This window comes from Enterobacter wuhouensis (assembly GCF_004331265.1).
In the GTDB taxonomy this organism is placed as follows: domain Bacteria; phylum Pseudomonadota; class Gammaproteobacteria; order Enterobacterales; family Enterobacteriaceae; genus Enterobacter; species Enterobacter wuhouensis.
The window spans coordinates 22,206-35,302 of sequence record NZ_SJOO01000014.1 but is presented as its reverse complement, the minus strand read 5'-3'; the positions used below and the strand labels follow the sequence as shown (position 1 = coordinate 35,302).

Below are 13,097 nucleotides of genomic sequence, written 5' to 3'. Positions count from 1 at the left end.
CAGGGTTTTGCAGTTGTAGGCCCGGTAAGCGAAGCGCCACCGGGCGTTTTGCTGTGTTCCTGAATACTATGTGACGGTGCCAATGGACGTTTCTTACCTGCTCGACAGCCTTAATGACAAACAGCGTGAAGCCGTAGCGGCTTCGCGCACCAACATGCTGGTGCTGGCTGGGGCGGGCAGTGGTAAGACGCGCGTGCTGGTTCACCGCATCGCCTGGCTGCAGAGCGTGGAGAACTGCTCCCCGTACTCCATCATGGCGGTAACGTTTACCAACAAGGCGGCGGCAGAGATGCGCCACCGTATCGCGCAGCTGATGGGCACCAGCCAGGGCGGCATGTGGGTCGGCACCTTCCACGGCCTGGCGCACCGCCTGCTGCGCGCGCACCATATGGACGCCAACCTGCCCCAGGATTTCCAGATCCTCGACAGCGAAGACCAGCTGCGTCTGCTGAAGCGCCTGATCAAGGCGATGAACCTCGACGAGAAGCAGTGGCCGCCGCGTCAGGCAATGTGGTACATCAACGGCCAGAAAGACGAAGGGCTGCGCCCGCACCACATTCAGAGCTTCGGCAACCCGGTCGAGCAGACCTGGCAGAACGTCTACAAGGCCTATCAGGAAGCCTGCGATCGCGCCGGTCTGGTGGATTTCGCCGAGCTGCTGCTGCGCGCCCACGAGCTGTGGCTCAACAAGCCGCACATCCTGCAGCACTACCGCGAACGCTTCACCAATATCCTGGTGGATGAGTTCCAGGATACCAACAACATCCAGTACGCATGGATCCGCCTGCTGGCCGGCGATACCGGCAAGGTGATGATCGTGGGCGATGACGACCAGTCGATCTACGGCTGGCGCGGGGCGCAGGTGGAAAACATCCAGCGCTTCCTCAACGATTTCCCCGGCGCACAGACCATTCGTCTGGAGCAGAACTACCGCTCGACGAACAACATCCTCAGCGCGGCTAACGCCCTGATCGAAAATAACAACGGCCGTCTGGGTAAAAAGCTGTGGACCGACGGCGTCGACGGTGAACCGATCTCGATTTACTGCGCGTTCAACGAACTCGACGAAGCGCGCTTCGTGGTGAACCGCATCAAAACCTGGCAGGACAACGGCGGCGCGCTGGAGCAGTGCGCCATTCTCTATCGCAGCAACGCCCAGTCGCGCGTGCTGGAAGAGGCGCTGCTGCAGGTGAGCATGCCGTACCGCATTTACGGCGGTATGCGCTTCTTCGAACGTCAGGAAATCAAGGACGCGCTCTCGTACCTGCGCCTGATCGCCAACCGTAACGACGACGCGGCCTTTGAGCGCGTGGTGAACACGCCAACGCGCGGCATTGGCGACCGCACGCTGGACGTGGTGCGTCAGGCCTCGCGCGACCGCCAGCTGACGCTGTGGCAGGCGTGCCGCGAGCTGCTGCAGGAAAAGGCCCTCGCCGGACGTGCCGCCAGCGCGCTGCAGCGCTTTATTGAGCTGATAGACGCTCTGGCGCAGGAAACCGCCGACATGCCGCTGCACGTGCAGACCGACCGGGTGATCAAAGACTCCGGCCTGCGCATCATGTACGAGCAGGAGAAGGGCGAGAAGGGCCAGACCCGTATTGAGAACTTAGAGGAACTGGTGACGGCAACGCGCCAGTTCAGCTACAACGAAGAAGACGAAGACCTGATGCCGCTGCAGGCGTTCCTTTCCCACGCCGCGCTGGAAGCGGGCGAGGGGCAGGCGGACACCTGGCAGGATGCGGTTCAGCTGATGACCCTGCACTCCGCCAAAGGCCTGGAGTTCCCGCAGGTGTTCATCGTCGGCATGGAAGAGGGGATGTTCCCGAGCCAGATGTCGCTGGATGAGGGCGGCCGGCTGGAAGAGGAGCGTCGTCTGGCCTACGTCGGCGTGACCCGTGCGATGCAAAAGCTGACGCTGACCTACGCCGAAACCCGCCGTCTGTACGGCAAAGAGGTCTATCACCGTCCGTCGCGCTTCATCGGCGAGCTGCCGGAAGCGTGCGTGGAAGAGGTGCGCCTGCGCGCCAGCATCAGCCGTCCGGTCAGCCATCAGCGCATGGGCGCGCCGATCTCGGAAAATGACACGGGCTACAAGCTGGGCCAGCGCGTGCGCCATTCGAAGTTTGGTGAAGGCACCATCGTGAATCTGGAAGGCAGCGGCGAGCACAGTCGTCTGCAAGTGGCGTTCCAGGGGCAGGGGATCAAATGGCTGGTGGCGGCCTATGCGAAGCTGGAAACAGTCTAACATTCAGAAAAATATCATTATTTTGTAATGATCTGCTAACCTTATACGTTGAAGGTCAATTAATGCCCTTCAGCGTCCCGTTGCGTGTTGACGCCACAGTTATAGCTGGCGTAACATGCGCGCACGATTACGCTAAGAGGACATTCGCCTTGGACACACCCAGTAGATACTGGCTCAATTCCCTGTCATCCAGGAACAACTCCTAAGGCTATCTCCTCTTGCTGATGGCCTTAGTGGTTGTCAGCGACTGCATTATTCCCGTCGCGCTGAGTCAGGCTGTTTAATGGTCTGAAACCCAATTTGTTTCTGTGTGCCCACCGAACTGTCCGATATTTTTTGCATTGGGAGTCCCGGTCATGTTGAGCGCATTTCAACTCGAAAAAAACCGACTGACTCGGCTTGAAGCCGAAGAGTCACAGCCCCTCATTGATGCCGTATGGGTGGATCTGGTCGAGCCGGACGACGATGAGCGCCTTCGCGTACAATCTGAGCTGGGGCAAAGCCTGGCAACCCGCCCGGAACTGGAAGACATCGAAGCATCCGCACGTTTCTTTGAAGACGAAGACGGCCTGCACATCCACTCCTTCTTCTTCTTTGAAGATGCCGACGACCACGCGGGTAACTCTACCGTGGCGTTTACCATCCGCGACGGCCGTCTGTTTACCCTGCGCGAGCGTGAACTGCCTGCGTTTCGTCTTTACCGCATGCGCGCCCGCAGTCAGGCGATGGTGGACGGCAACGCCTACGAGCTGCTGCTCGACCTGTTCGAAACCAAAATCGAACAGCTGGCGGACGAAATTGAAAACATCTACAGCGATCTGGAAAAGCTGAGCCGCGTGATCATGGAGGGCCATCAGGGCGATGAATACGACGAAGCGCTCTCCACGCTGGCGGAGCTGGAAGATATCGGCTGGAAGGTGCGTTTGTGTCTGATGGATACCCAGCGCGCGCTGAACTTCCTGGTGCGCAAGGCGCGTCTGCCGGGCGGCCAGCTGGAGCAGGCGCGTGAGATCCTGCGCGATATCGAATCCCTGCTGCCGCACAACGAATCCCTGTTCCAGAAGGTGAACTTCCTGATGCAGGCGGCGATGGGCTTTATCAACATCGAGCAGAACCGCATCATCAAGATCTTCTCGGTGGTATCCGTGGTATTCCTGCCGCCGACGCTGGTGGCATCCAGCTATGGGATGAACTTTGAGTTTATGCCGGAGCTGAAGTGGAGCTTTGGTTACCCGGGGGCGATTATCTTCATGATCCTCGCGGGATTGGCGCCGTATCTGTACTTTAAGCGGAAGAACTGGCTTTGAGAAATTGCCCGGTGGCGCTGCGCTTACCGGGCCTACGATAGTGTTCCCTCTCCCTTTGGGAGAGGGTTAGGGTGAGGGGAGCACTACAACCCTTTGCGCACCCTGCGCTGGGTATAAATCGCATCCGCAACAAAGATGGTCAGCGCCACCCAGATGAAGGCGAAGGTCACCATCTTGTCCGCGCCCGGCACTTCACCGTAAAACACCACTGCCAGCAGGAACATCAGCGTCGGGCCAATGTACTGGAAGAAGCCCAGCGTGGAGAGCCGCAGGCGCGTCGCCGCACCGGTGAAGCACAGCAGAGGAATGGTGGTCACTACGCCCGCCGCCATCAGCATCAGGTTCAGCGACCACGGGTTACTGCCCATGTGGCTGGTGGCGCTGTCGGCGATGCCAAACAGATAGATTGCCGCTACCGGCAGCAGCCACAGGGTTTCAAACAGCATCCCGGTCTGCGCTTCCACGGCAATTTTCTTACGCACCAGGCCGTAGAAAGCAAAGCTAAACGCCAGGCCGAGGGCAATAATCGGCAGCGAACCGAAGGTCCACAGCTGCACCAGCACGCCGCAGAAGGCCAGAATGACGGCCACCCACTGCATACGGCGGAAGCGTTCGCCGAGGAAAATCATCCCCAGCACGATGTTCACCAGCGGGTTAATGAAGTATCCCAGGCTCGCTTCGAGCATGTGATGGTTATTCACCGCCCAGATGAACAGCAGCCAGTTGCCGCCAATCAGCACCGCAGAGAGCGCCAGCAGGAATACCTTTTTAGGGGTTTTGAGCAGCGTTTTGACGCCCGACCACTGACGGCTGATGCTCATCAGCGCAATCATAAAGAAGAACGACCAGATAACGCGGTGAGTGAGGATCTCGTCAGCCGGAACGTAGGCGATAAGCTTGAAGTACGCCGGTGCGATACCCCAAATAAAATAAGCGGCAAGGGCGAGTAAAACGCCCTGCCGCGTCTGTTTAGCATCCATCGGGATAATCCGTTACAAAATAGTGAATTAATTTTACCCGATTTTGCCGCCTCAACCCACCATATAAGTGGCGGTCGCGCTGGCGATGTACACCTGTTCTTCGTTATGCAGCTCAACGCGCGCCACGGCGACTTTGTTCCCCGCGCGCAGCAGGCTGCTGCTGCAGGTAAAGCGATTGCCCCTTCCCGGGCGCAGATAATCGACGCGTAAATCAATGGTCCCCATGCGCGACAGGCGCTGGCGGAGTTCGTCTTCATTAATGGTGTCGTGACGCGTCAGCGTGCTGCCGACGCAGACCAGCCCTGCCGCCACGTCCAGCGCGGAGGCAATCACGCCGCCGTGCAAAATGCTTTGCGCCCAGTTGCCTACCATCATTGGCTGGTTGTTGAAGCTCAGCTGAGCAAAGTCTTTCTCGTATCGCTCCAGCTCCAGACCGAGCGCGCGGTTAAAGGGCATGTGATAAACAAAAATCTCGCCCACGAGCTTTAAGGCTTCTTCGGCGGTAAGCATGGCTGACATGAGACGTCTCATCCTTGTTGTTAACAAAATGTTGATTTTATGCCTCAACCATAATGATTTCCACTTTCAGAAACGAGTAGGCGGAAGTTGTCGCAGAAGTCTGTAGAATGCCCGGACAAAACGATTCATTAAATGTAACGATTTCAGGAGAACACCACCGATGCGGACGTATCTGGCCTGGTTACTGGCGGCGGTTGCGCTGCCCTTCACAGCATATGCGCAGGAAGCGACCATAAAAGAGGTGCACGATAAACCTGCCGTTAAGGGCAGCATCATCGCCAATATGCTTCAGGAGCACGACAATCCGTTCACGCTCTACCCGTACGACACCAACTACGTGATTTACACCCAGACCAGCGATCTCAACAAAGAGGCCATTCGCTCCTATAACTGGTCCGATAATGCGCGTAAGGATGAGGTGAAGTACCAGCTCAGCCTCGCTTTCCCGTTCTGGCGCGGCATTCTGGGGCCGAACTCGGTGTTCGGTGCTTCCTATACGCAAAAATCCTGGTGGCAGCTTTCCAACAGCGGGGAGTCCTCGCCGTTCCGCGAAACCAACTATGAGCCGCAGCTGTTCCTCGGCTTCGCAACGGACTACGAGTTCGCAGGCTGGACGCTGCGCGACGTCGAAGTGGGCTTTAACCATGACTCCAACGGTCGCTCCGATCCAACCTCGCGCAGCTGGAACCGCGCCTACACCCGCCTGATGGCGCAGAACGGCAATTTGATGGTGGAGGTGAAGCCGTGGTATGTGGTGGGCAGCACCGACGATAACCCGGATATCACCAAATACATGGGCTACTACCAGCTCAAGATTGGCTACCAGCTAGGCGATGCGGTGCTGAGCGCCAAAGGCCAGTACAACTGGAACACCGGCTACGGCGGCGCAGAGCTGGGCCTGAGCTATCCGGTGACGAAGCACGTGCGTCTTTACACGCAGGTGTACAGCGGATACGGCGAGTCGCTGATCGACTACAACTTCAATCAGACCCGCGTGGGTGTGGGCGTCATGCTGAACGATATTTTCTAGGCCGCTCGAATGTTTTTACGTTAAACGTTGAAGTTTCTTTCTCAGGCGCTGAAAATAGCGCCTGTTTCATTTCTGGCATATGGGGTTAACGTGGCGCAGGCGGAAGTATTGAATCAGGAATCGCTGGCTAAACAGGTTTTGCAGGAAACCTTTGGCTATCAGCAGTTCCGCCCTGGCCAGGAAACCATCATTGAAACCGTGCTGGAAGGCCGCGACTGCCTGGTCGTGATGCCAACCGGCGGCGGAAAATCGCTCTGCTATCAGGTGCCCGCGCTGGTGCTGAACGGCCTGACGGTCGTGGTATCGCCCCTGATTTCCCTGATGAAAGACCAGGTCGACCAGCTGCTCGCCAACGGCGTGGCGGCCGCCTGTCTTAACTCCACGCAAACCCGCGAGCAGCAGCAAGAGGTGATGGCGGGTTGCCGCACCGGGCAGATCCGCCTGCTTTACATCGCGCCGGAACGCCTGATGCTGGATAACTTCCTCGATCATCTCGCGCACTGGAATCCGGTCCTGCTGGCGGTGGATGAAGCGCACTGTATCTCCCAGTGGGGACATGACTTCCGCCCGGAATATGCCGCCCTCGGCCAGCTGCGTCAGCGCTTCCCCGAGCTGCCGTTTATGGCGCTTACCGCCACGGCGGATGATACGACGCGTCTGGACATCGTTCGTCTGCTCGGGTTAAAAGACCCTTATATTCAGGTCAGCAGCTTCGACCGCCCGAACATTCGCTATATGCTGATGGAGAAATTCAAGCCGCTGGATCAGCTCCTGCGCTACGTTCAGGAGCAGCGCGGCAAGTCCGGCATCATCTACTGCAACAGCCGTGCGAAGGTCGAAGACACCGCCGCGCGTCTGCAAAACCGCGGTTTTAGCGCCGCTGCGTATCACGCCGGGCTGGAGAACCACATCCGCGCCGACGTGCAGGAGAAATTCCAGCGCGACGACCTGCAGATTGTGGTCGCGACGGTGGCCTTCGGGATGGGGATCAACAAGCCCAACGTGCGCTTCGTGGTGCACTTCGACATCCCGCGCAATATTGAATCCTACTATCAGGAAACCGGCCGCGCCGGGCGTGACGGCCTGCCGGCGGAAGCGATGCTGTTTTACGATCCGGCCGACATGGCGTGGCTGCGCCGCTGCCTGGAAGAGAAGCCTCAGGGTCAGCTGCAGGATATCGAGCGCCACAAGCTCAACGCGATGGGGGCGTTTGCCGAAGCGCAAACCTGCCGCCGTCTGGTTTTGCTCAACTACTTTGGCGAGGGGCGTCAGGAGCCGTGCGGCAACTGCGATATCTGCCTTGACCCGCCGAAGCAGTACGATGGCCTGATGGACGCGCGTAAGGCGCTCTCAACCATTGGGCGCGTCAACCAGCGCTTCGGGATGGGCTACGTGGTGGAAGTGCTGCGTGGGGCCAACAACCAGCGCATCCGCGACATGGGCCACGACAAGCTGCCGGTTTACGGCATCGGTAAAGAGCAGAGCCACGAGCACTGGGTAAGTATTATTCGCCAGCTGATCCACCTCGGCTTTGCCACGCAAAATATTGCCCAGCACTCCGCGCTTCAGCTCACGGAGGCCGCGCGCCCGGTGCTGCGGGGTGAAGTTGAACTCAAGCTCGCCGTGCCGCGCGTTATCGCTCTCAAGCCGCGCGTGATGCAGAAATCCTACGGCGGCAACTACGACCGCAAACTGTTTGCCAAACTGCGCAAGCTGCGTAAAGCCATTGCCGATGAAGAGAACATCCCGCCTTACGTGGTGTTCAACGACGCGACGCTGATTGAGATGGCCGAGCAGATGCCGCTCAGCGCCAGCGAGATGCTGAGCGTCAACGGCGTCGGCACGCGCAAGCTGGAGCGCTTCGGGAAAGAGTTTATGGCGCTCATCCGCTCTCACGCCGATGGTGATGACGAAGAGTAGTCAGCCGGGCGAAAAAGTGCCAGGATGGTGACTCACTACATTATTTCCCCGCGAGCTAATTATGTTAATGCTATTTCTCACCGTGGCGTTAGTGCACCTCGTTGCGCTGATGAGCCCTGGCCCTGACTTTTTCTTCGTGTCGCAAACCGCCGTCAGCCGCTCCCGCAAAGAGGCGATGATGGGCGTGCTCGGTATTACCATGGGCGTCATGGTCTGGGCGGCAGTCGCGCTGCTCGGCCTGAACCTGATCCTGGCGAAGATGGCCTGGCTGCATAACATTATTATGGTCGGCGGCGGGCTGTACTTGTGCTGGATGGGCTACCAGATGCTGCGCGGGGCGCTGAAGAAAGAAGAGAAAAAACCGGAAGAGCCTAAGGTGGAGCTGGCAACGGGCGGCCGCAGCTTTGTGAAAGGGCTGCTGACCAACCTGGCGAACCCGAAAGCGATTATCTATTTCGGCTCCGTGTTCTCGCTGTTTGTGGGCGATAGCGTGGGCGCGGGCGCGCGCTGGGGGATCTTCCTGCTGATCGTCGTTGAGACGTTTGCCTGGTTCACCGTGGTGGCCAGCCTGTTCGCCTTACCGGCGATGCGCCGCGGCTACCAGCGCATCGCGAAGTGGATCGACGGCTTCGCCGGCGCGCTGTTCGCCGGCTTCGGCATTCATCTCATCATCTCTCGCTAAGCATGACGCGCTGACGCAAGCAGCGCGCCAACCAGCATAAACAGCGAACCAAAGATTTTATTCAGGGCCTTCATCTGCTTAGGCCCTTTAATCCACGCCGCAATCCGCTGCGCCAGCGTCGCGTAGCCAATCATTACGATAATATCGACGATAATGGTGGTCGCGCCCAGCACCACGTACTGCATCACCTGCGGCTGGTTCGGCACGATAAACTGCGGGAACAGTGCGGCCAGGAAGACGATACTTTTCGGGTTGGTCAGGTTCACGAACACCGCGCGTTTAAACAGATGGCCGCGCGTTTGCGTCCGGGAGAGCGTATTCAGGTCAATCGAGCCTGCCGCGCGCCACTGCTGAATACCCAGCCAAATCAGATACGCCGCACCGGCCCATTTCAGCACCTCAAAGGCCAGCACCGAGCGTGAGAACAGCGTTCCCAGACCAATCCCGACCAGCACAATGTGAATGCCCAGCCCGGTCTGCAGTCCGGCGATCGACGCCGCCGCACCGCGATAGCCGTGGTTGATGGAGGTAGTCATCGTATTGATTGCACCCGAGCCTGGTGAAAGGCTGAGGATAATGGATGTCAGCAGGTAGGCGAACCACCACTCGAAGGTCATTTGAAACTCCCGAACCGTCTATTTTTATGCCACAATACGCTATTGTTGAGTCATTTTGTGACCGGTGAAGAAAAAAACGATATTCCCTGGATTACGTGAGTGGAAACCCAATGTTTCAGCAGAAAAAGGACTGGGAAACACGAGAAAACGCTTTTGCTGCTTTCTCTATGGGGCCGCTGACCGATTTCTGGCGGCAGCGTGAGGAAGATGAGTTTACGGGCGTCGGGGGCATCCCGGTGCGCTTCGTTCGTTTCCGAAATGAGAAAAACGATCGGGTGATCGTCGTCTGCCCTGGGCGTATCGAAAGCTACGTTAAATACGCTGAGCTGGCCTACGACCTGGTCCATATGGGGTTCGACGTGCTGATTATCGACCACCGTGGGCAGGGGCTGTCAGGTCGTATGCTGCCGGATACGCACCGTGGGCACGTGGATAACTTCAGCGATTACGTCGATGACCTTGCCGCCTTCTGGCAACAGGAAGTGCAGCCCGGGCCGTGGCGCAGGCGGTATATACTTGCCCACTCCATGGGCGGGGCGATCTCCACGCTGTTTTTACAGCGCCACGCGCACCAGTGCGATGCCATTGCGCTCACCGCGCCGATGTACGGCATCGTTATACGTTTTCCGGACTGGATGGTACGCCATCTTCTCGACTGGGCTGAGGGCCATCAGCGCATTCGCGAAGGCTATGCCATCGGCACAGGACGCTGGCGCGCGCTGCCGTTTGCCATCAACGTCCTGACCCACAGCCGGCAGCGCTATCGCCGTAACCTGCGTTTTTACGCCGATGAGCCGCGCCTGCGCGTCGGTGGCCCCACCTGGCACTGGGTGCGGGAAGGCATTCTGGCCGGTGAGCAGGTGCTTGCCGGGGTCGGTGATGATGACACGCCGACGCTCCTGATTCAGGCGGAAGAAGAGCGTGTGGTGGATAACCGCATGCACGACCGCTATTGCGAACTGCGCGCTGCCGCCGGTCACCCCTGCGAAGGGGGTAAACCGCTGGTCATCAACGGCGCGTACCATGAGATCCTTTTTGAAAAGGACGCCATGCGCTCAGTCGCGCTCAACGCCATCGTCGAGTTTTTCGACCGGCATAACTGATTATTGTTTTCCACCAGAGGTTGAAATCCCTATGTACCAGGTTGTTGCATCTGATTTAGATGGCACGCTGCTTTCCCCCGACCACACCCTGTCGCCTTACGCGAAAGAGACCTTAAAACTCCTGACTGCCCGTGGCGTGAACTTCGTGTTCGCTACCGGCCGCCACCACGTGGACGTGGGGCAGATCCGCGATAATCTGGAAATCAAATCGTACATGATCACCTCCAACGGGGCGCGCGTGCACGATACCGATGGCAACCTGATCTTCACCCACAACCTGGATCGCGACATCGCCGCCGATCTGTTCGGCGTGGTGCACAATAACCCGAATATCGTCACCAACGTTTACCGCGACGACGACTGGTTTATGAACCGTCACCGCCCGGACGAAATGCGTTTCTTCAAGGAAGCGGTGTTTAACTACTCCCTGTACGAGCCGGGCCTGCTGGAGCCGGAAGGGATCAGCAAGGTGTTCTTCACCTGCGAAAGCCATGAAGAACTGCTGCCGCTGGAGCAGGCGATCAACGCCCGCTGGGGCGACCGCGTGAACGTGAGCTTCTCCACGCTGACCTGTCTGGAAGTGATGGCCGGCGGCGTGTCCAAAGGCCACGCGCTGGAAGCCGTCGCGAAACGTCTGGGCTTTGAGCTGAAAGACTGTATCGCTTTCGGCGACGGCATGAACGATGCCGAGATGCTCTCCATGGCGGGTAAAGGCTGCATCATGCAGAACGCGCACCAGCGCCTGAAAGACCTGCACCCGGAGCTGGAAGTGATCGGCACCAACGGCGATAACGCGGTGCCTAAGTACCTGCGCAAGCTGTTCCTTGAATAATCTTCATTTGATTGTTTATTGCTCAGTTGTCAACTGAAGAGTTCGCTACAATGCCTGTCCTTCTTTCTGAGAGACAAGCATTGTGGCGCTACTCATTATCACCACTATCCTGTGGGCCTTCTCCTTTAGCCTGATTGGCGAATACCTTGCCGGTTCGGTCGACAGCTACTTCTCGGTGCTGATGCGCGTGGGGCTGGCGGCGCTGGTGTTCCTGCCGTTCCTGCGCACGCGCGGGCAATCGCTGAAAACGATCCTGCTCTATATGCTGGTGGGCGCGATGCAGCTCGGCATCATGTACCTGTTCAGCTTCCGCGCCTACGTCTACCTCTCCGTCTCTGAATTCCTGCTGTTCACCGTGCTGACGCCGCTCTATATCACGCTGATTTACGATCTGCTCAGCAAGCGCCGCCTGCGCTGGGGATACCTGCTTAGCGCCGCGCTGGCGGTGGTGGGGGCGGCGATTATCCGCTACGACAAAGTCAGCGATCACTTCTGGACCGGGCTGATGTTCGTTCAGCTCGCCAATATCAGCTTTGCCATCGGCATGGTGGGCTATAAGCGCCTGATGGAGACCCGCCCGATGCCGCAGCACAACGCGTTTGCGTGGTTCTATATGGGCGCGGCGATAGTCGCGGTGGCGGCGTGGTTTATGCTCGGTAACCCGCAGAAGCTGCCGACCACCCCCGTGCAGTGGGGCGTTCTGGTCTGGCTGGGCGTGGTGGCCTCAGGGCTGGGATACTTCATGTGGAACTACGGCGCTACGCAGGTAGACGCCGGTACGCTGGGGATCATGAACAACGTGCATGTGCCTGCCGGGCTGCTGGTTAACCTCGCCATCTGGCAGGAGCAGCCGCACTGGCCGAGCTTCCTTATTGGGGGAGCGGTGATCCTGGCTTCGCTGTGGGTACATCGCCGGTGGGTCGCTCCGCGCTCCGCACAAACGGAAGATGGTCGCACGCGTGGTTCCGCGCTGAGCGAATAAACGCCTCCGTTACCGGCTGACGCTGCTCGCCGTCGCGCACGGCGGAGTACAGCCGGCTCCACAGTCCATCGCCCAGGGTTTTGGTGACCACCAGACCCTGGCGTTCAAAACTTTCTACTACCCAATGCGGCAGCGCCGCGATGCCCATTCTGGCCGCTACCATCTGAATCAGCAGCAGGGTGTTATCCACGCTTTTCAGCTGTGGGCTAATGCCTGCGGGCTGCAGGAAGTGACGCCAGATATCCAGACGGCTGCGCTGCACCGGGTAAATCAGCAGCGTTTCCGTCGCCAGGTCTTCCGGCGTGATGCGCGTTTTGCTCGCCAGCGGATGATCCGGCGCCAGCACCAGGCGCACTTCGAAATCAAACATCGGCGAATAGTGCAGGCCGCTGCGCGGCAGAATATCCGATGTCATCACCAAATCCAGTTCGCCCTGCTGGAGCGACGGCTGTGGGTCAAAGGTCACGCCGGATTTAAAGTCCATCTCCACCTGCGGCCACTTCTGGCGGAAGTTCTCAAGCGCGGGGGTCAGCCACTGAATGCAGCTGTGGCATTCAATGGCGATGCGAAGCGTGGTCTGCTGCGGCTCGTTGCAGGACTGCAGCGCGCTGGCGATCTGCGGCAGCACCTGATTGGCCAGCTGCAGCAGGATCTCGCCCTGCGGCGTAAAGCGCAGGGGCTGACTCTTGCGCACAAAAAGACGAAAGCCGAGGCGTTGTTCCAGATCGCTGAACTGGTGAGAAAGGGCGGACTGCGTCTGGTGCAGCGTGGCCGCAGCGGCCGCGAGCGAACCGCAGTTCCGCAACGCTTGTAGCGTTTTCAGGTGTTTAATCTCGATCATGAAAGTCCTTCACTTCGCCATGAACATATTGCGCTTGAG

At 58.7% G+C, this 13,097-nt stretch carries 13 protein-coding genes; 9 read left to right on the top strand and 4 right to left on the bottom strand.

Annotated elements, in window-relative coordinates:
* The first annotated feature begins 82 nt into the window (after positions 1-82).
* From uvrD to corA, 3 genes are all read left to right on the top strand, one after another.
* On the top strand, positions 83-2,245 hold the full coding sequence (uvrD, locus tag E0L20_RS21250; RefSeq protein ID WP_131635686.1) for a DNA helicase II: 2,163 nt from the start codon (positions 83-85) through the stop codon (positions 2,243-2,245).
* Between the two features lie 149 nt (positions 2,246-2,394).
* Positions 2,395-2,451, top strand: coding sequence for a YsgD/CorL family protein (gene ysgD, locus E0L20_RS24110; RefSeq protein WP_212743980.1), 57 nt, complete (start codon positions 2,395-2,397; stop codon positions 2,449-2,451).
* A 150-nt stretch (positions 2,452-2,601) separates the two neighbouring features.
* Entirely contained in the window at positions 2,602-3,552 is a 951-nt protein-coding gene (gene corA, locus E0L20_RS21240; protein WP_006179243.1) for a magnesium/cobalt transporter CorA, read from the top strand.
* Positions 3,553-3,635: 83 nt separating this feature from the next.
* On the opposite strand, the gene rarD is transcribed toward corA, so the two are convergent.
* Together rarD and yigI are read right to left on the bottom strand one after the other, a co-directional pair.
* Positions 3,636-4,532, bottom strand: a complete 897-nt coding sequence (gene rarD / locus E0L20_RS21235) for an EamA family transporter RarD (protein ID WP_131635684.1) — start codon at positions 4,530-4,532, stop codon at positions 3,636-3,638.
* Between the two features lie 51 nt (positions 4,533-4,583).
* Positions 4,584-5,051: an acyl-CoA thioesterase YigI gene (gene yigI, locus E0L20_RS21230; protein WP_131635683.1), complete on the bottom strand. Its 468-nt coding sequence runs from the start codon at positions 5,049-5,051 to the stop codon at positions 4,584-4,586.
* A 160-nt stretch (positions 5,052-5,211) separates the two neighbouring features.
* Between yigI and pldA the strand changes: the two genes are divergently transcribed.
* From pldA to rhtC, 3 genes are all read left to right on the top strand, one after another.
* A complete protein-coding gene (gene pldA / locus E0L20_RS21225; protein ID WP_131635682.1) occupies positions 5,212-6,081 on the top strand; it encodes a phospholipase A in 870 nt (289 codons plus the stop codon).
* Positions 6,082-6,171: 90 nt separating this feature from the next.
* Positions 6,172-8,001: an ATP-dependent DNA helicase RecQ gene (recQ, locus tag E0L20_RS21220; protein WP_131635681.1), complete on the top strand. Its 1,830-nt coding sequence runs from the start codon at positions 6,172-6,174 to the stop codon at positions 7,999-8,001.
* Positions 8,002-8,062: 61 nt separating this feature from the next.
* Positions 8,063-8,683, top strand: coding sequence for a threonine export protein RhtC (gene rhtC, locus E0L20_RS21215; RefSeq protein WP_131635680.1), 621 nt, complete (start codon positions 8,063-8,065; stop codon positions 8,681-8,683).
* Here rhtC and rhtB read toward each other — a convergent pair.
* The gene (rhtB, locus tag E0L20_RS21210) at positions 8,680-9,300 is read right to left on the bottom strand and encodes a homoserine/homoserine lactone efflux protein (protein WP_131635679.1); all 621 of its coding nucleotides are present in this window, start codon (positions 9,298-9,300) and stop codon (positions 8,680-8,682) included. The genes rhtC and rhtB overlap by 4 nt on opposite strands.
* 110 nt (positions 9,301-9,410) lie before the next feature.
* Between rhtB and pldB the strand changes: the two genes are divergently transcribed.
* The 3 genes from pldB (at position 9,411) to E0L20_RS21195 (ending at position 12,217) form a co-directional block, all read left to right on the top strand.
* Positions 9,411-10,403 (top strand): lysophospholipase L2, encoded by a 993-nt coding sequence (gene pldB / locus E0L20_RS21205; protein WP_131635678.1) that lies wholly within the window; start codon positions 9,411-9,413, stop codon positions 10,401-10,403.
* A gap of 31 nt (positions 10,404-10,434) precedes the next feature.
* Positions 10,435-11,235, top strand: a complete 801-nt coding sequence (yigL, locus tag E0L20_RS21200; protein WP_131635677.1) for a sugar/pyridoxal phosphate phosphatase YigL — start codon at positions 10,435-10,437, stop codon at positions 11,233-11,235.
* Positions 11,236-11,317: 82 nt separating this feature from the next.
* Positions 11,318-12,217, top strand: coding sequence for a carboxylate/amino acid/amine transporter (locus E0L20_RS21195; RefSeq protein WP_131635676.1), 900 nt, complete (start codon positions 11,318-11,320; stop codon positions 12,215-12,217).
* Here the strand turns inward: E0L20_RS21195 and metR are convergent.
* A complete protein-coding gene (metR, locus tag E0L20_RS21190; protein WP_131635675.1) occupies positions 12,105-13,058 on the bottom strand; it encodes an HTH-type transcriptional regulator MetR in 954 nt (317 codons plus the stop codon). The two genes, E0L20_RS21195 and metR, sit on opposite strands and share 113 nt — an antisense overlap.
* Positions 13,059-13,097: the final 39 nt, after the last annotated feature.

Coding starts and splice junctions, on each gene's coding strand:
- uvrD (WP_131635686.1), top strand. CDS start 83: ATGGACGTTTCTTACCTGCTCGACAGCCTTAATGACAAACAGCGTGAA.
- corA (WP_006179243.1), top strand. CDS start 2,602: ATGTTGAGCGCATTTCAACTCGAAAAAAACCGACTGACTCGGCTTGAA.
- rarD (WP_131635684.1), bottom strand. CDS start 4,532: ATGGATGCTAAACAGACGCGGCAGGGCGTTTTACTCGCCCTTGCCGCT.
- yigI (WP_131635683.1), bottom strand. CDS start 5,051: ATGTCAGCCATGCTTACCGCCGAAGAAGCCTTAAAGCTCGTGGGCGAG.
- pldA (WP_131635682.1), top strand. CDS start 5,212: ATGCGGACGTATCTGGCCTGGTTACTGGCGGCGGTTGCGCTGCCCTTC.
- rhtC (WP_131635680.1), top strand. CDS start 8,063: ATGTTAATGCTATTTCTCACCGTGGCGTTAGTGCACCTCGTTGCGCTG.
- rhtB (WP_131635679.1), bottom strand. CDS start 9,300: ATGACCTTCGAGTGGTGGTTCGCCTACCTGCTGACATCCATTATCCTC.
- pldB (WP_131635678.1), top strand. CDS start 9,411: ATGTTTCAGCAGAAAAAGGACTGGGAAACACGAGAAAACGCTTTTGCT.
- yigL (WP_131635677.1), top strand. CDS start 10,435: ATGTACCAGGTTGTTGCATCTGATTTAGATGGCACGCTGCTTTCCCCC.
- metR (WP_131635675.1), bottom strand. CDS start 13,058: ATGATCGAGATTAAACACCTGAAAACGCTACAAGCGTTGCGGAACTGC.